Annotated in this window: 16 protein-coding genes; 1 reads left to right on the top strand and 15 read right to left on the bottom strand. The window is 29.6% G+C overall.

The annotated features are described in order from the left end of the window. Positions 1-14: 14 nt before the first annotated feature. The 7 genes from VJY32_RS00080 to VJY32_RS00050 all read right to left on the bottom strand — a co-directional run bounded on the left by VJY32_RS00080 (position 15) and on the right by VJY32_RS00050 (position 3,491). On the bottom strand, positions 15-377 hold the full coding sequence (locus tag VJY32_RS00080) for a four helix bundle protein (protein WP_353675832.1): 363 nt from the start codon (positions 375-377) through the stop codon (positions 15-17). A 163-nt stretch (positions 378-540) separates the two neighbouring features. Continuing rightward, positions 541-750, bottom strand: coding sequence for a DUF2283 domain-containing protein (locus VJY32_RS00075; protein WP_353675831.1), 210 nt, complete (start codon positions 748-750; stop codon positions 541-543). Continuing rightward, on the bottom strand, positions 737-997 hold the full coding sequence (locus VJY32_RS00070; protein WP_353675830.1) for a DUF4258 domain-containing protein: 261 nt from the start codon (positions 995-997) through the stop codon (positions 737-739). The genes VJY32_RS00075 and VJY32_RS00070 overlap by 14 nt, the downstream gene beginning before the upstream one ends. A 98-nt stretch (positions 998-1,095) precedes the next feature. Further along, a complete protein-coding gene (locus VJY32_RS00065; RefSeq protein WP_353675829.1) occupies positions 1,096-1,458 on the bottom strand; it encodes a four helix bundle protein in 363 nt (120 codons plus the stop codon). Between the two features lie 148 nt (positions 1,459-1,606). Further along, the gene (locus tag VJY32_RS00060; protein WP_353675828.1) at positions 1,607-2,389 is read right to left on the bottom strand and encodes an ImmA/IrrE family metallo-endopeptidase; all 783 of its coding nucleotides are present in this window, start codon (positions 2,387-2,389) and stop codon (positions 1,607-1,609) included. A gap of 138 nt (positions 2,390-2,527) precedes the next feature. Beyond that, positions 2,528-2,881 carry a hypothetical protein gene (locus VJY32_RS00055; RefSeq protein ID WP_353675827.1) on the bottom strand — a complete coding sequence of 118 codons (354 nt, stop codon included), beginning with the start codon at positions 2,879-2,881 and terminating at the stop codon, positions 2,528-2,530. Between the two features lies 1 nt (position 2,882). After that, on the bottom strand, positions 2,883-3,491 hold the full coding sequence (locus tag VJY32_RS00050; RefSeq protein WP_353675826.1) for a sigma-70 family RNA polymerase sigma factor: 609 nt from the start codon (positions 3,489-3,491) through the stop codon (positions 2,883-2,885). A gap of 2,265 nt (positions 3,492-5,756) precedes the next feature. Between VJY32_RS00050 and VJY32_RS00045 the strand changes: the two genes are divergently transcribed. Continuing rightward, a complete protein-coding gene (locus VJY32_RS00045) occupies positions 5,757-6,455 on the top strand; it encodes a hypothetical protein (protein ID WP_353675825.1) in 699 nt (232 codons plus the stop codon). 787 nt (positions 6,456-7,242) lie between these two features. Here VJY32_RS00045 and VJY32_RS00040 read toward each other — a convergent pair. The 8 genes from VJY32_RS00040 to VJY32_RS00005 all read right to left on the bottom strand — a co-directional run bounded on the left by VJY32_RS00040 (position 7,243) and on the right by VJY32_RS00005 (position 17,134). Further along, positions 7,243-8,376, bottom strand: coding sequence for a hypothetical protein (locus VJY32_RS00040; RefSeq protein WP_353675824.1), 1,134 nt, complete (start codon positions 8,374-8,376; stop codon positions 7,243-7,245). A gap of 16 nt (positions 8,377-8,392) precedes the next feature. Further along, positions 8,393-9,079, bottom strand: a complete 687-nt coding sequence (locus tag VJY32_RS00035) for an ABC transporter ATP-binding protein (RefSeq protein ID WP_353675823.1) — start codon at positions 9,077-9,079, stop codon at positions 8,393-8,395. Positions 9,080-9,099: 20 nt separating this feature from the next. Further along, positions 9,100-10,317 carry an ABC transporter permease gene (locus VJY32_RS00030; protein ID WP_353675822.1) on the bottom strand — a complete coding sequence of 406 codons (1,218 nt, stop codon included), beginning with the start codon at positions 10,315-10,317 and terminating at the stop codon, positions 9,100-9,102. Further along, the gene (locus VJY32_RS00025; protein WP_353675821.1) at positions 10,314-11,534 is read right to left on the bottom strand and encodes an ABC transporter permease; all 1,221 of its coding nucleotides are present in this window, start codon (positions 11,532-11,534) and stop codon (positions 10,314-10,316) included. Before VJY32_RS00025 ends, VJY32_RS00030 begins: the two co-directional genes overlap by 4 nt. Then, the gene (locus tag VJY32_RS00020; RefSeq protein ID WP_353675820.1) at positions 11,534-12,277 is read right to left on the bottom strand and encodes an outer membrane lipoprotein-sorting protein; all 744 of its coding nucleotides are present in this window, start codon (positions 12,275-12,277) and stop codon (positions 11,534-11,536) included. The genes VJY32_RS00025 and VJY32_RS00020 overlap by 1 nt, the downstream gene beginning before the upstream one ends. Positions 12,278-12,480: 203 nt before the next feature. Next, positions 12,481-13,944: a two-component regulator propeller domain-containing protein gene (locus tag VJY32_RS00015; RefSeq protein ID WP_353675819.1), complete on the bottom strand. Its 1,464-nt coding sequence runs from the start codon at positions 13,942-13,944 to the stop codon at positions 12,481-12,483. Continuing rightward, positions 13,941-14,900 carry a DUF4249 family protein gene (locus tag VJY32_RS00010; RefSeq protein WP_353675818.1) on the bottom strand — a complete coding sequence of 320 codons (960 nt, stop codon included), beginning with the start codon at positions 14,898-14,900 and terminating at the stop codon, positions 13,941-13,943. The genes VJY32_RS00015 and VJY32_RS00010 overlap by 4 nt, the downstream gene beginning before the upstream one ends. Continuing rightward, the gene (locus VJY32_RS00005) at positions 14,900-17,134 is read right to left on the bottom strand and encodes a TonB-dependent receptor (RefSeq protein ID WP_353675817.1); all 2,235 of its coding nucleotides are present in this window, start codon (positions 17,132-17,134) and stop codon (positions 14,900-14,902) included. The genes VJY32_RS00010 and VJY32_RS00005 overlap by 1 nt, the downstream gene beginning before the upstream one ends. Positions 17,135-17,349 lie beyond the last annotated feature (215 nt).

Here is a 17,349-nt window from a genome sequence, read left to right as displayed (position 1 = left end):
AGTTAGTAGATTTTTTAAGTTTTGTTCGATTCAAGCTTGTGGATTAGACCGATTAGCATCTTTTTTATTTCACTTAAATGTTCGTTTAATGATATATAAATTTCATCATTAAGATAGTTTATATTTTTTGCAATTAATAATTGTGTTTCAATTTCAACGGATGAACCAAGCGAAACATATAAAAACTGAATTAATTCTTTGTTATGTTTCCGAGCAAATCCTTCTGATATATTTGATGGAACTGATATTGCTGCTCTCCTTAATTGACTGGTTAATCCAAAGTGTTCTTCTTTAGGGAAATTATTAGTGGCTTCATAAGTTTTTGTAACAAGCTCAATACTTTTTTGCCAAACTATTAAGTCTTTGTGATTATTCAAATTCCACTCATTTTTTTATACAACTCAACAATTTTTTCAACTACTAACTACTAACTACTAACTACTAACTATTCACTACTCACTATTCACTACTCACTACTCACTACTCACTATTCCCTACACCCTCCCCCCTCTACCTTCCACCTTCCACAAATCAAATTAATTAAGTAAAAACGACTTCTTTTTCATTAATTATACTATTAAACGTATTTAATATAAATTCTTTTCCGCCTTGAATCTCCAACAATACAGGTTCGTCATCTTTTGTAAAGTGGATAATAATAGGTCCTTCTTCCTCAGCATGTTCAATAGGTTTATCAGAAAATTCAATAATTAAGATGTCAGTTTCTTTATCATATTTAATCTTTTTCATATCTTGACCTCCTGGCTGGATACATTGTAATTATTTTTATTTCTTCTTCGAACTCTTCATAAACAAATCTTAATACATGTTTATCATCTAGCATACCCTGAGCAACTAACCGATTCTTATAGCCACTTTCAATTCTATCTGGTTTTGAAATTATTTTTGTTATTAGATTTTCATCAACAAATACTTGATGGTTACGAAGAATTTGAATTTTATTTAGAGCATGATGCGAAAATATAATCTTTTTCATTTAATATACAGCTACTTTTGAAAATTTACCAGCTGATAGTTACTAGTGAATAGTTAGTAGTGAGTAGTGAGCAGTTAAGTTAATAGTTAGTAGATTTTTTAAGTTTTGTTCGATTCAAGCTTGTGGATAAGACCGATTAGCATCTTTTTTATTTCACTTAAATGTTCGTTTAATGATATATAAATTTCATCATTAAGATAGTTTATATTTTTTGCAATTAATAATTGTGTTTCAATTTCAACGGATGAACCAAGCGAAACATATAAAAACTGAATTAATTCTTTGTTATGTTTCCGAGCAAATCCTTCTGATATATTTGACGGAACTGATATTGCTGCTCTCCTTAATTGACTGGTTAATCCAAAGAGTTCTTCTTTAGGGAAATTATTAGTGGCTTCATAAGTTTTTGTAACAAGCTCAATACTTTTTTGCCAAACTATTAAGTCTTTGTGATTATTCAAATTCCACTCATTAATTTATACAACTCAACAATTTTTCAACTACTCACTACTCACTATTCACTACTAACTACTCACTACTCACTATTCACTACTAACTACTCACTACTCACTGTTCACTATTCACTACCCACCAATTACTCTCCCCTCTCTACTCCCAAAGCATCGTTAAAACACACTTGTAATTATACATCACAAAATTTTGTTCATAGAGATATTTATCACTAACACAATTATAATCTCTTGAAAACCAAGCATAAACAGGAACTACATCCACACATGTTAGCACTTCTTTGCCTAAAAAATATTCATAAGCTCCTGATTTTTCACTGACTTTATAATCCTTAGGTATAAACTTATAAGGGAAATATTCATTAACTGCTGACCATACAACTTTTCCGTCTCGGCTTAAAATTAACGCTATCGGATATTGTCCAATGAAAACATACCTTAATACTGCAGCAGTAAGCGATACATTAAAATACTCAGCTGCTTCTTTCATTAGTTCAAAATTGATTGGCTTATTCCTAATAAAATCTTGATACCAGGGCTTATACATTAATAGTTCAGCTGCAAATTCATTTGCTTCAGCTTCTCGGTTAAATTTTCTTTTCTTACCATAAAATTCCTCGAATCCGCATGTATACTTTTGTCGTAAAAATTTATTATAAAATCTAAAAGATTCACGCTCATTAAAAAAATGTCCCATTTCATGCGCTAATGTAAACCGTCTTTGTCTTTCATCAACTATGCATGAGTTTAGAGTGATAATCCCCATTTCTTCATCAAAAATTATTTTGCCCTCACAGTTGTTTAATGGTTCTTCTTTCAACTTCAAATTTTCTGCATATAATATTTCTATAAGATTTAATTCAGATGGTGAGGTTATACAATATTTATTAATAATACTGTATGCATTTTCTGAAGGTTTCATATTTTATTATTATACAAATCAAATGATAATCTCTGAATACCATTAATTTTTCTTATGACATTATTCCTTTATACAATTTGTCTGAGTTTTCTTAATATATTCACTATAAATACCAATTAACATTAATACTTATAATAATTATTTTTTCCCACTTTCTTTTTTCTTTATGAAATCAAAAAGCTTTTCATCTCCATTATCTTTTTGATTTGCTTCCCCTTTTCTTGCTGCAAGACTATAACTTATATTTTCATTTTCTGAAATTTTATCGGACATTTTGAATTCCTCAAGATTTTTTTCAAACTCCGCCTTTTTTAATTTTCCTTTAATAATTGATTCTCTTGCATTTAGCTTTTGAAGAAACTGCTGTACTTTGGAATCAATTTCTTCAATATTGACCCCCTCCTCAATTAATGCCTGACGGGCTTCTTCTTCTGAAAGAAAATTATTGATAAATAAATATTCTAATAAATCGAAATTCTTATTGATAAGCATTTTATGCCCTTCTTTTTGATGTTTGTAATCTTCTTTTTAACTTTCTAATTATTCTCTTTTTGATGTTCGTTACTTCATTAACTGAAATCCCTAAATCTTCTGCTATTTCTTCTCTTTTCTTGCCTTCTAAATATGCATTCAATACTAACCATTCTTCAAGTTCATTCTCAGGGTCAATTAAATTCAATAATTTTTCTTTTATTTCATTATTTTCTACATAATTTAGTATTTCAGATTCCCGAGGATCATTATTATTTTCATAATTAATATCATCATCGTAAGGGACTATTTTAGAATCATCAACATTGATATAATGAGGGTTTTCTTCTTCAACTAATTTCTTTCTGCATTTAAAATAAGTCAGCATTTCATTCTTTAGATGATAATAGATAGAATTTTTAAATGTATTATAACTTTCAAGATAAACTTTTCTTTTTCCCTCGATAACTAGTTCTAATATATGTAACACAAAATCCTCTGGGCGCTTTTCTCTAAAATATATTCCATTTGTTCCGTTCCAAGTATAGCAATAATAACTTGCATTATTAAAATCGTTTTTGATAAATATATTAATAAATTCATAAATTTTTAATTGCTCTTCTAAACTCAACTAAAACCCTCTTAATGGTTATAATTTTCATATTATTTAAACGACTTAAATACAACAAAATTGCCATAATTTAATTTTGCACACTGATAACACTGATGATATATGATTTTCATAGATTTTATTTTGTGGTCATCTGTCTAATCTGTGTTATCTGTGTTCATTAACCCATTTTTTGCACACTGATGACACTGATAAGACAAGATTTTCACAGATTTTTACTTTTCGTCCTTTGTGCCTTTGCGTTTTTTAATCGCAGGTAAGCTAGTAACACAAAGATTTGCGCTGATTTTATCTGTGAATATGTGCGATAATCTGCATTTATCTGCGTGTAATAATTTTGTCATTCTGTCTGAGTTGACCGCCATTATTTTTTTCCCTGTCATTCTGAGGAGTCCCACCGTTAGGTGGACGACGAAGAATCTAATCCCATTTTTCGCTTTTAAGAGATTCTTCATTTCGCTTCGCTTCATTCAGAATGACGATGTTATTTTTTTCCTGTCAATCTGAGGAATTCGCCATTATTTTCTCCCTGTCATTCTGAGGAGGCTGCCGTAAGGCATTCGACGAAGAATCTCAAAAACAATATTATTATTTAGATTCTTCCTCGCCTTCGGCGACTCAGAATGACAATACCACTTTCCCTGTCGTTCTGAGGAGTCCGCCATTATTCTTTTCCCTTGTCATTCTGAGGAGTCCCACCGTTAGGTGGACGACGAAGAATCTAATCTTTTTATTTAAGAGATTCTTCATTTCGCTTCGCTTCATTCAGAATGACTTTTTATTTTCAATTCAATCATTATAAAAAACTCTCCCTAAATCCCTCTCTTAAAAAGAGAGGGACTTTTAGCTCAAAGTATTTCTCGGGGGATTAGTTATATTAAATTAAAAAACTAAATTATTATACCTTCTTTTTTGTTGAGATACTTCCTCTGCTTGCAACGGACTCAGTATGACTTAATTCTTTTGTTTTTAAGAGATTCTTCCTCGCCTTTGGCGAGTCAGAATGACAATTATACTTTTTTCTGTCATTCTGAGGAGTCCGCCGTTATTCTTTTCCCTTGTCATTCTGAGGAGACCGCTGAAAGCGGGCGACGAAGAATCTGACTCTATTTTTCGTTTTAAGAGATTCTTCATTCCGCTTCGCTTCATTCAGAATGACAGTGTTATTTCTTTTTAAGAGATTCTTCATTCCGCTTCGCTTCATTCAGAATGACAGTGTTATTTCTTTCCTGTCATTCTGAGGAATCCGCCAAAGGTGGATGACGAAGAATCTCAAAAACAATATTATTATTTAGATTCTTCCTCGCCTTCGGCGACTCAGAATGACAATTCTACTTTTTTCTGTCATTCTGAGGAGTCCGCCGTTATTCTTTTCCCTTGTCATTCTGAGGAGTCCCACCGTTAGGTGGACGACGAAGAATCTAATCTTTTTATTTAAGAGATTCTTCATTTCGCTTCGCTTCATTCAGAATGACTTTTTATTTTCAATTCAATCATTATAAAAAACTCTCCCTAAATCCCTCTCTTAAAAAGAGAGGGACTTTTAGCTCAAAGTATTTCTCGGGGGATTAGTTATATTAATTAAAAAACTAAATTATTATACCTTCTTTTTTGTTAAGATACTTCGTCCGCCTGCAGCGGACTCAGTATGACTTGATTCTCTTGTTTTTAAGAGATTCTTCCTCGCCTTCGGCGACTCAGAATGACAATTATACTTTTTTCTGTCATTCTGAGGAGCCCCCCATAATTCTTTTCCCTTGTCATTCTGAGGAATCCCACCGAAAGGTGGACGACGAAGAATCTGACTCTATTTTTCGTTTTTAGAGATTCTTCATTCCGCTTCGTTCCATTCAGAATGACGGTGTAATTTCTTTAAAAATTTAATCTAAAATATTGTTTTTTGTTTTTCTTACACTATATATTATAAAAAAATATTTTTTAACACGGCAATTTTAATATTTCAAATCGTTTAAATATATAGGAAATAAAAACTATTAGATTTTAATATGTTTATTTTAATCTATGTAAATTCTTTGGACAACCGTTTTTCGGTTACTTACATCTTGTTTAATTTAGTTATAATTTAGCATAAACTCGTCTCAAATTCGCTTATCCTTCGATTATTCCATATCGATGAGACGAGTTTAATCGATGATGAAATATACCTTAAAGCCCGCCCACCCCCTGTTTAATCAATGTTTTCGTAAGAATATTAAATAAATAAAATAAACTAAATTTTATAATAAAATAAAATGGAGTGTAAAAATGGCTGAATTAAAAAAACAGCATTTTGGTAACATAAAAGGAACATTTGGTAATGCTGTATTTAGACAGCGCAACGGGAAAAATTATATTGCCCAGAAGCCAGTAAGCTATACTCCTCCAAATACTGATGAATATTTTATGCGTATTTCTAAATTTAAGATGGCAACTAAGATTTCCTCTATAATTTATTCTGATTCGCATTTACGTGAAATCTGGTCTTATTCCTTACCAAAGAATTCAAATATTAATGTGTATAATTATTTGATATCGGTTGTGTATCCTTTTATTAACGGTGATTCGATTAATAATAATCTGAAAATTGTGCCGGATTCAAAAGTAGGAGTAAGGCTAAATTCTGTAAGTGTTGAGCAGGATAAACTGATTATTAATTTACATCCATTAACTGAAGCATCGCTAATTGATACTAATATTGAAAAGAATGCAAGAATTAGTTCCTTAATCTACTTTTCGAATCCGGTTAACGGTGATGTACCTGCTTATGACTTTGTTAACGTATCATCCAACATGTTGAATGTTAATTTAACAGAAGCACTTTCTTTTGAAATAATGTTGTCAACAACTCTACAAACTAAATTTAACTCATATCAGAATAAAAAGATTTTCTCTGCATTGCTTACTTATGATGAGAGAAATATTTTAGTAAATTATTCAAGCACATTTTATTCTGAGTTGAGTTAATGCATTGACGAGGGGTTGTCTAATATTAAAAAGTAATTTTAGACTCCCCTCTTTAATTATTTTTTTATATTGACATTATGTATTTATCAAAAAAGTAATTTTTCAATTTTTAATCTGTGTAAATCTGTTATAATCTGTGTCATCTGTGTTCTATATTAAAAGCTTGTTCTTTGAAAATTCATTAGATTATATCAAGAATACTCATTAGCAGATAAATCTTGCATCTCAATTGATTTTTCAGACAGTTTCTGTCAGAAGAGTGATACAGTTGAGTCATTAATATTTTTAATTAAACTTAGCTGTGTTCTATAATTAATACACATAATTAATTTTCACTCCATTTCATTATTCCAACATTCCTAATATTAATTCACAAGTTTTAAAGAACAATATAAAATAAATTAGTTTAGATATAGCTCCGCCACGTCAGTCACATGGCATAAAATTTATAGAAAAAAAATCGTTAAAACAGTACATATTTTTTAATAATCCATGAAAAATACTATCCCTCAAGCGGATTAAAATATATACCATTTTAACGGTACTATATTCTCAACCCTTAACTTATCAGGAATAAAATGCTGGATTTAATAAGCCCTTACTACTTTTATGCCCTTTTATTTTTTATGCAAATTAACAATTGCTCAAGATAAAATCAATAATACTCTAATCAAAAATTTTTTATAAGCCCTTTCTATTCATCAAATATTTATAAATAAATCATAGTATAGAATTAATTCTGCATTTTTGTATCTAATCATATATTGTTAAAAAATTATTAGTTTTATTAAAAAGAAAATTTCAACCTTATAAAAATCATTTTACATTTTGGTGAATACTCATCCAAATCTTCACCACTGAAATAAATACCAATCAATGAAAAATCTAAATTATCCATCAAGTTGTAACTTAGTGTTGAAAGCATAACTAATGAATTATCATACACATTATGTAGAGAGATTATATCAACCCTGCATAATGGAGTAATATTATAACCAATCTGATAAAATAAATTTAATTTGCCTGCAGAAAGCATTCCGAGTTCTAATGCATCATTTCGAAATAAAGCAGCATTTTCTTTTTTGCCAATATTATTGTAGAGCATTTCTGAATGAAGGTAGAGGGAGTTTACAAAAGTATAATCTATTGATAAAACAACACTTAGCTGAATTCTTTCTTCTTTCGAATAAAGATTAGTTGAAACATTACTTCTTGATGGCGAATTAAGCACCATAATTTCTCCTCTAAATCCGGCATCAAATATATCTCCAGCCCAAGCTGTACCAAGCATTAATCTTTTTTTATGACTTCCAATCATAAAGTAAAAATCATATTGACTAAGATTTGTAGAATACTGCAATGCAAATTTCGTATGACTAATTTTTTTCTCTAATTGAAATGCTAAATCAAACTTTGAGAGCTCAGATGAAAAATATTGAAATCGAACAGCATCTACAGCTTGATGTTCTTCATAATCAAAATCTAATACAGAGAGAGGATTAAAAATATCTGTAATGTTCCAGACCCAGCTTGTTCCCCATGCAATTCTTTGTTTTCCTAAACTCAATCGAACCTTATCAAAATTAAAGTCAGTCCATAGTCTATCAATTTCTAAATAATTAATTGAGTTTCTCTTCCTGAAGATAATTTTATTTAGTTTTATAATCCCATTATCAGAAGAAAAAACTTTTTCATATTCTGGAATTATTTCTGGTGAATCTCCGATTACTATTCTATTTCTTATCCCTAATGACAAATTAAAATTATCTACAGGATACCATTTAAAATTTAATCTGGAATGAAAAGTATTATCTATTAATTTTTTATCAATTCCTTTTACTTCAGATAAACTAAATAAATATTTTGCATATCCTCCAAGTTCATAGTTACTTTGAGCCAGAAGGTTGATATTAAAAATCATTATGAAGCTAATAAATTCAATTCTGAAGAATGTCAGACACAATTTTACCATCTTCAAGTGTTATTACTCTCTTAACTTTTCTTATTACTTTATTATCATGTGTTGCAAATATAAAAGTTATACCAAAATTTTTATTTAGTTCTTCGAGCATATTTAAGAGACTCTCAGCAGATTCGGAATCAAGATTTGCAGTTGGTTCATCGGCAAGTACAAAAGATGGATGCGATGCGATTGCTCGAGCTACTGCAACACGCTGCTGTTGACCTCCAGATAGTTCATATGGCCTTGAATTAATTTTATCTTCGAGTCCTACTGCTTTTAATAATTCAGTTGTTCTTATTTCTCTTTCATGCTTTGGAATTCCCTGAAGCAGCATTACAAATTCTACATTTTCTTTTGCAGTCAGCACAGGTATCAAATTGAATGATTGAAATACAAAACCAATATTATGCAGTCTAAAATTTATTAATTCATCTGTTTTCAAAGTTGATATATCTTTTCCATTAATGACTACTTTTCCACTTGAAGGCAAATCAAGTCCACCTATCATATTTAGCAATGTTGTTTTTCCGGAACCAGATGGACCAACAATAGCCGTAAATTCATTTTTATCAATCTTCAAATTGATATTCTTCAGTGCATGAACAGGAACATTTGTCTCATCATAAATCTTGTTCAAATTAATTAGTTCAATTAAAGGCATAAATGCTCCATCAAAAATTTTTAATTAAAACTCCTTATTGCTTCAGCTGGTTTTAATTTAACAGCTTTTATAGCTGGTGATAAAGCCGCAAATATTGATGTAATCAACATCATTAAAAATAAACTTAGATACATTTCCAGCGGTAGTTCTGGATAAAGAACAGCTGAAATTCCATAAGAAGCAAGTCCTTCTCCAAAAATTGATAAATCAACTCCATTTTTTTGAAGCAGCTGTATCGAAACAAAGCCTAATAAAGTTCCAATTATTCCTCCGGTGAACAAAAGAATTACAGATTCAATAACTATCAAAGAAAATAATCTAATACGTTTCATACCTATTGCAAGTAAAACTCCAAATTCTCGAATTCTTTCGTATACAGACATCATCATTGTATTGGAAATCCCAAATAAGATTGCAAAAAGAATGATTCCCATAAAAATATTAAGTTCGAGATAAAGAAATTCTTGTGTTAAACTGTATTCAGGGGCTAAATCTTTCCAGCTGTCAACTTTTAATTTTGTTAAATGCAACTGCAAAAAATTTTTTGCTTCTTCTATTTCATTAATATCATTTAGTCGAATTGCAATCTCATGAATTAAATCTTTTCTCCCTGTTAAAGAAAAAAGTTCATCTGAGTTAACAAAACAATTTCTTTCATCAAAAATCGAAGATTCAGTCCTGAAAATACCAGTTACTCTGAATGCAGAAGCAACAAGATTTCCATTCACATCCTGAAAAGACAGAACTAATTTTGAACCAACTTTCAGCTTTAATCTTTCAGCTAATTTTCTCCCAATTAATATTTCATTATTTTGATTATGTTTAAGATATCTTCCTGTAATCAATTTATTATGAATCGAAGTTATAAATTTTTCTTTTTCAGGTTGAATTCCAATTATCTTAACTCCACCAGAAGTAACAGTTGAAAGTGCAATTCCATCTATAATTGTTCTTTCAGAAAAATTCTTAATGTAATTTGTATGCGATAATATTTCTCTTACTTTATTTATATCAGAAATGTTTTGATTGATAAGTTTTTCTTCAAGATATTCGGGATTATGAATTTGGATATGAGATAATTCACGATTAATTGCTGATTCAATTGTTGTTTCCCACATTCCAATGAAAATTGAATTAGCAAATATTCCTCCCCAAATTCCAGCAAGAGCGGATAAAATTAAAATTAGACTTCGTTTTTTATTTCGCCAGATATTTTTCCATGCAAGTTGAAAAATCATTGCCGTATTGCTTTTACTGGTTGAAGTTTTTTTATGTAAGTGAGAGGATAAAGAGCACTAAAAAAAGCAATAATTAAAACCACTAAAGTTTGAGCTAAAAAAATTCCTGCATCAGTACTGAAAGGAAGAATTGGTTCAACTCCAAATTTTAAACTCATTTCTGCTAATTCCCCACCGAATTGAATTGGATTTTTATTGAGATAAAAAATTACTGGCACAGCAATTAACAAACCTGTAAATGCTCCAATAAAAGAAATAAAAATAGTCTCGAGAATTGTAATTAAAATCAATATGGATTTTTTCATCCCAATTGAAATCAATATGCCGAATTCTTTTGTTCTTTCTACAGTCATCATCATTATTGTTCCAAAAATTCCAAATGCAATAATCAAATAAAGAATGAAAAGCATAAACATTCCGCTTATACTGTCAATTTCAATTCCCTGAACAAGTTCGGGCATTAATTCATCCCATTTCATAACTTCGTAATCATCTGTCAACTGAGATTTAATGTTTTTATAAACATTGTTTAATTTTTTCGGATTGTTCAACATTATCGAAGCAGATGTAACTTTATTTTCCATTGAAAACAGATTCTGTCCATAGCGAAGAGGAAGATATATTATAGAATTATTCATATCAGGCAAATTGAATTTTATAATACCAACAACCGGGGATAATGCTGATGCTGTCATTCCGTAGATACCCTGACCATAAAGAACAACACTATCGCCAACATTAATATTAAGCATTCTTGCAAGTCCTTCTGATATTAAAATTCCCTCATCATATTCGTTAAGATATTCACCTTTAACTAATTTTTCTTTTAATTTCGTCATTAAATTTTCCCTTGCGGGATCAATACAAATTACATTAGCTACTTTTGTTACTTCTTTTGAAGATACAAGCAAAAAATTTTCCAGTCGCGGCACTGCAATTTCAACATTTTCTATACTTTCAATATTATTAAAAATATTTTTGTCGTATACAAAACTTTTTTCAAGGCTTCTTTCTTCCCAATAACCTTTTGAATGAATTTGAAGATAACCTGTATACATTCTTACTGCACTATCAATCATATAATCATAAGTACCATTTTGCATTGAGCGGGTTATTAAAGCAAGAAATACAGAAAAGAAAATTGATAATGCTGATATAATTGTCCGTCTTTTATTTCGCCAGATATTTCTCCATGCGAGTGTAACAAATAATTTCATTACCGCACTCTTGTCATATTTTGTTGCGAAAAGAAAGACTGATTTATTTCAATATTAAATTCAATTTTCGAATATTCGATAACAGTTTTATTATTAGGTTTATCGAGAGGAATCATTTCCCAGCGAGTTGGCAATGTTCTCCCACCTATATTTTTAATTTCACTTCCTATAAAAATTTTAACTAATCTATTTTCTTCATCATAAAATTCTGATTTTAATTGCATATAAGAATTTTTAGTAATGTAAGAAATCACTTTACTCCAGACAATTCCTGCAGTCGGTTTTGGTATGGATTCAATTTTATAACAGATATAATCATTAATTTTTTCTTCGCCAAGAAGTTTGTGTGTATAATCATTCTCATAAGAAGAGGAACGCACCAAATCATCATTTGTAAAATCAGAACCCATCCATGATTGGTTCATCATTGAAGGTGGAATTTTAATAATCCTTTGAATTGTAGGCAGCCAATTCCAGATTTCATTTTTCCTTTTCAGTGTAACTGTTCCTTTGTCCCTTGCAGGTTCAGTTATATAAATCATTGCATAATCCGGCTCTAAAGCCCAAACTTTCATCCCAAGATTTCTTTGCCATTCAGGTTTTATAATAGTCATTTTCATTTCTGAATAACTGCTCTTAGCATAAAGCAAATCTTGAGCTTTTTTTACAATTTCGACAGCTGATTGTGCATAAAAAGTATCAAGACTTAAAAGAAGATATAGAATTAAAAATGCGGGTTTCATTTTCAAAAATATTTTTTTAATAAATTAAAAAATCTACAGAAATGTATAATCATTTATTTGCGTTTATATATTATAATAATTTATTCTGCAGATTTTTGAAAAAAGCTTATTAACTAAAATTTCACGGTAGTCCCATCAATTTTGAATGAACTTTTTTCTTCTCAATAGTTATATTCAATATAGTAATTATCATCTTATTTATTTTATTGCTTTTTTAATTTTCCTAATCCACCACCAAATGTAGCAACCCACAAATTACCATTTTTATCTACTGCAACTCCAACTACTTCTCTTCCCGGTATTTTTGAATTAATTGTATTATAATATAATGCTCCTTCAGGATTATCATAAAATTTTGTTAAGCCGTTTCTAGTCCCTACCCAGATCATATCATCATTGTCAATATAAATTGTAAGAATTAAATCCGAAGGAACAACATTTAATTTTAATACTTCCCATTGATTCCCATTAAATCTTGTTATACCTCCAGCTGCATTATCCATTAAACTTTGCGAATGAGCAACATAAACATTACCCCTCTTATCACATTTAATCTCCTTGATTATATCTCCTACATTCTTTGATAAATTCATATTACTCATGTTATACACTTTCCAGTTTTGACCATCAAAAACTACTATTCCAAAAACATTTGTACCTATCCAGAGTCGATTGTAAATATCAACTGCAACCGTTGTAATAAAATTACCAGGCATCTTAGAATTTTTTGTGTTATAAATTTCCCAATTTATTCCATCATATTTTACAAGACCATTATCTGTTCCAATCCAAACATTATTTGAATTATCAAAAGTAACAGAAGAAACATAATTACCTGGCAAATAATTTGTGTAATTGACCCAAATTTTTCCATCATAAGTTTGTAAACCTGCAGAAGTTGCTACCCAAAGTTTATTGTTCTTATCAACAGCAAGATAATTTATATTGTCATTTAGCAATTGAGAATTAGTTTTATTAAAAATATTCCAGTTTTTTCCATCAAATCTGCAAAGTCCTTTGTCTCTTGTTCCTATCCATACAACATTGTTTTCATCTACTACAATGTTTGCTAAAAGATTTGAGCTAATTTTAGAATTATTCGTTCTGTAACTTACCCATAAACTTGTATCTTCAAGAGATAAATGAAACATTGATTGAATACTTCCTTTTACTAGTACTGTTCCACTGTCTGACCTGTGAAATTCTTTTGTATATTTTATTTTGTAATAACCAGGGAATAACTTTGTTAAGATGACAGAAGTTGTCAAAAATGTAAGACTATCGTTCAAGTAGATATTTGCACCAGATGGGAATGATGTGCAATAAACTTTCCCATAATGACCTGGGTTCAAATAATAATTCACAAAAATTGATTCTTGTTTAAATGGTGTAAGAAATTTATAAAGTATAGTATCTTTGAATAAATCAAGTTTGAGAGTAATTTTATTTGACCCTTCATCTAGCCATTTCAAAAAAGCAGGTGTTCTAAAACCTGTATTTCTATCATTTAAATAAATTTGTGCATTTGATGGTTTGCTGTCAATAAAAAGAGTTACATTTTTTTTTAATACTTCTTCTGGTTCATTATTAAAAACCTCTCTTTCACAAGAAATTAGTATCATAATTAAAATAAGCAGTAGAAATGATGCTATAATTTTTGTATTCATTCTGTTAATCCTGGAATATATCCAAATGAACGAATATAATCATGCTTAAATCTTAAAACCCAATAACTCTTATTATATACTCCGAAGATTCCATAACCTCCTTCAATATTTGAATAATCTGTTTCATCAAGTTTAACAGAATATGAATCTCTTCCTCGTGCAGTAGAGTTATAATAATAACTTAGGTTTTCATCCAGCGATAAAACTTCTGCAATGCAGCTTAAAATTTGATAATTATTTTTATCGTGGTCCCCTTTTGAAATTAATTCCATTGTCTTATTTATTACATCTAAATTAACTGAGTAAACAAAATCACTTGTAGGCTTTGGATAATTTGGAAGATATTCACCATTAAACAAAACATAATTAAGTGGGATATCTGCAATTCCTCGAACTTTCTTTCCTTTATCATATTTGAAATAATAAATTGCAAGTCTTGTAACAAAAACAGGATTTTGCTGATTACTGCTCCATGATATCTTTATATAATCTTTATTTTTTTCTGGAATTATAGTATCACATTTTTCTTTATTAAACATAATTGCATCTGGAACAATAGAACTCGATTTTAATTTTTTCCCGTTTGGTAAAATAGCTTCAATCTCAACAGTTGAATTTGGCAATGGCCGGAAATTATTTGTGTAATATACTTTGTAGGGAGTTTTATATTTATCTCCTTCTGGTCTTTCAATTAATGAATCTTTAAAAACTGCAACAATATCTTTTCCATTCCATACTCTAATTAATGCCCAATCAATTGAATGGTCGGTTGTATCAGAATATGGGTCAAAATTATTTGAAGTGTAACTTCTGGTTAACATTGCTATTTGAAAAGTAGTATCTGCTCTAATCACACAATTTAAAACATATTTTTCTTTGAACTCTCCATATGGATTGAGATTCTCATCACATGATAATAAAATTAAACAAAGCAATATGAATATTTTTTCTCTCATTATAGCTCTATTTTAATTGAAGCAGTTGGGAGAAATGGCAGCATATTAACACGCTCTCCAGTTTCTCTTTTAAAGTAAAAAATATTTTTTCTGTTATATACATTAATAAGATTTATATCAAGAATTGCGCTTACGAAATTAATTCTAAATTTTTTAGAGAGAGATAAATCCATTCTATGATAATCAGGTAATCTTCCAAGGTTTTGTATTCCAATTATTGTGTAGGGTTGTCTTGCATCTAATTGATACCATGGGATAAAAAGATTATCGAGATATAATTTATCGTAATAACCAAGAATTTGAGTAAAAGGTAATCCAGAGTTATATAACCATGTTAGACTTATCAGCCAGTCTTTGCCAGGATTAAATTCGAAAATAAAACTTGCTGAATGTCGAACATCGTATCTCGGATAATACCATTCCCCATCAATTTCTTTATAAGCATAAGCAAATGTATAAGAAGAGGTAAACTGGAAATAATCGTTCTTATATTTTAATAAAAATTCCAGACCAGATGATTCCCCATTCCCAGATATAAAATCAGGATCATTGAATAAAACTTTTTTATCATTTAATAATGGTAAGTTTTTAATCTTCTTAAAATATCCTTCAGCTGTAAGATTTAAATTGTTTGTAAATGATATATCTATTCCTCCAATATAATGAATTGCTGCAGGAGGAATTAAATAAGATGGCAATATTGTCAATGGTTCATACAAATTTATTACTTCATTTTCATCTGTAATTGTAATAAGTTCTTGTTGATATAGTCCTATCGAACCTTTCAATGCAATAAATGAAAATGGTTTCAGAGTGAAACTAAATCTTGGTTCAAAAGTTTTTAAATTATCATTGCCTGATAGAGAAGAAAGATTAATTCTGGTTCCAGCATCAATTCCAATAAAATTCCATCTTAATAATTTATACTTGCTGTAGAAAACAATATTAGCACCTGATGAATTAAAATTATTTTTTGTTCCTCCAAGATTTTCGGTAATCAGATTAGTTTTAATTTGTTTAACATGAAATCCTACTCCTAATTCATCTTTGCTGTCGAATACATAAGAAAAATCCATTTGAAGAGTTGCATCTTCAATTTTATTTTCACTCTGGTAAACATTACTGAATTTTGGAATTACTTCTCCTTTGAAATTGCTAAAATAGACTCCTAATTCGAAGAACAAAGGACTATCACTAATTTGAAACCACTTAAAACCAAATAAATTATTTGACCATTTAAAGTCTTCAAGAAGAGGATTTTGATTAGTAACTCGATCACCGCTGAAAAATCCATTAAAAGAAAATTTGGCACCGGGTACAAAATCTGAATTTGAGTAATTTGTTTTGAACGAAAAATCATAAAAATCTGCTGGTACATTTTTATCATTCAAAAATTTTTTAAGAATAAAAGTTGAATAACTTTTTCTTCCGGCAAAATAAAAAGAACCATCAGGAATAGGTCCTTCAATCATAAATTTCCCTGAGAGATAACTTGCAGAAGCTTTAGCTGAAAAATTATTTTTATTCCCATCTTTAGTAATTATTTTCATAATTGATGAAAGCCGATTACCAAATTCAGAAGAAAACCCACCTTTAAAAAATTCCACATTGTTAATTATGTCAGGGTCTATTACACTGAAAATTCCAAGAGCATGAAATGGATTATATAAAGTAATGCCATCTATCAAAACTAAATTTTGGTTGCTTGCACCACCTCTTACATAAAAACGAGCTGATATATCTCCGGTAGATTGAACCCCTGGTAAATACTGAAGCGACCTAAACAAATCCGATTCGACTCCTTGAGGCAAAGATTCAATATCACGACTTAATAATCTTTGCAAACTCAAATCTAGCTGGTTTTCTTTATTTATTCTTTCGGCTACTTTTTCTATTGTTTTTAATTCAACACTTGCTGGAACGAGTTTAATATTGTAATGCGTAATTTTATTTTTAGCAAGATTAATTACTATTGATTTGGTTTGAAAACCAACATAAGAAATTATCAGGGTAAAGTTTTTTTCTGCAGGAATTGAAGGAATAATGAAATATCCTCTTGAATCTGTTGAAGTGCCAATTCCAAGTTCTTTGATGAATACATTACCAAATGCCAGGGGTTCTGAATTAGTAGAATCAGTAACAAGTCCTCTTAATATGCCAGTACTTTGTGCATTAATTGAATTTACTATGACAACGCAGTAAAATATAAACAATACTTTTTTAATATTATTCACCTGAAAAAGTAATTATATTTTTTTCTCTAGTAAAAATAATATAAATGAGCAAATAACACATTGAAAATATAACTTTTGTGTTATATCAAGCTAACTATTTTTTATTCGGCATTTATCAATTGTCATTCTGAGTCGCCGAAGGCGAGGAAGAATCTAAATAATAATATTGTTTTTGAGATTCTTCGTCGAATGCCTTACGGCAGCCTCCTCAGAAT

Source organism: Rosettibacter primus (genome assembly GCF_036860675.1).
Lineage (GTDB): Bacteria > Bacteroidota > Ignavibacteria > Ignavibacteriales > Melioribacteraceae > Rosettibacter > Rosettibacter primus.
The sequence above is the reverse complement of the archived record's forward strand: the minus strand, read 5'-3'. Positions and strand labels throughout refer to the sequence as shown.

Coding starts and splice junctions, on each gene's coding strand:
- VJY32_RS00035 (WP_353675823.1), bottom strand. CDS start 9,079: ATGCCTTTAATTGAACTAATTAATTTGAACAAGATTTATGATGAGACA.
- VJY32_RS00055 (WP_353675827.1), bottom strand. CDS start 2,881: ATGCTTATCAATAAGAATTTCGATTTATTAGAATATTTATTTATCAAT.
- VJY32_RS00075 (WP_353675831.1), bottom strand. CDS start 750: ATGAAAAAGATTAAATATGATAAAGAAACTGACATCTTAATTATTGAA.
- VJY32_RS00040 (WP_353675824.1), bottom strand. CDS start 8,376: ATGATTTTTAATATCAACCTTCTGGCTCAAAGTAACTATGAACTTGGA.
- VJY32_RS00015 (WP_353675819.1), bottom strand. CDS start 13,944: ATGAATACAAAAATTATAGCATCATTTCTACTGCTTATTTTAATTATG.
- VJY32_RS00025 (WP_353675821.1), bottom strand. CDS start 11,534: ATGAAATTATTTGTTACACTCGCATGGAGAAATATCTGGCGAAATAAA.
- VJY32_RS00010 (WP_353675818.1), bottom strand. CDS start 14,900: ATGAGAGAAAAAATATTCATATTGCTTTGTTTAATTTTATTATCATGT.
- VJY32_RS00070 (WP_353675830.1), bottom strand. CDS start 997: ATGAAAAAGATTATATTTTCGCATCATGCTCTAAATAAAATTCAAATT.
- VJY32_RS00060 (WP_353675828.1), bottom strand. CDS start 2,389: ATGAAACCTTCAGAAAATGCATACAGTATTATTAATAAATATTGTATA.
- VJY32_RS00045 (WP_353675825.1), top strand. CDS start 5,757: ATGGCTGAATTAAAAAAACAGCATTTTGGTAACATAAAAGGAACATTT.
- VJY32_RS00020 (WP_353675820.1), bottom strand. CDS start 12,277: ATGAAACCCGCATTTTTAATTCTATATCTTCTTTTAAGTCTTGATACT.
- VJY32_RS00030 (WP_353675822.1), bottom strand. CDS start 10,317: ATGATTTTTCAACTTGCATGGAAAAATATCTGGCGAAATAAAAAACGA.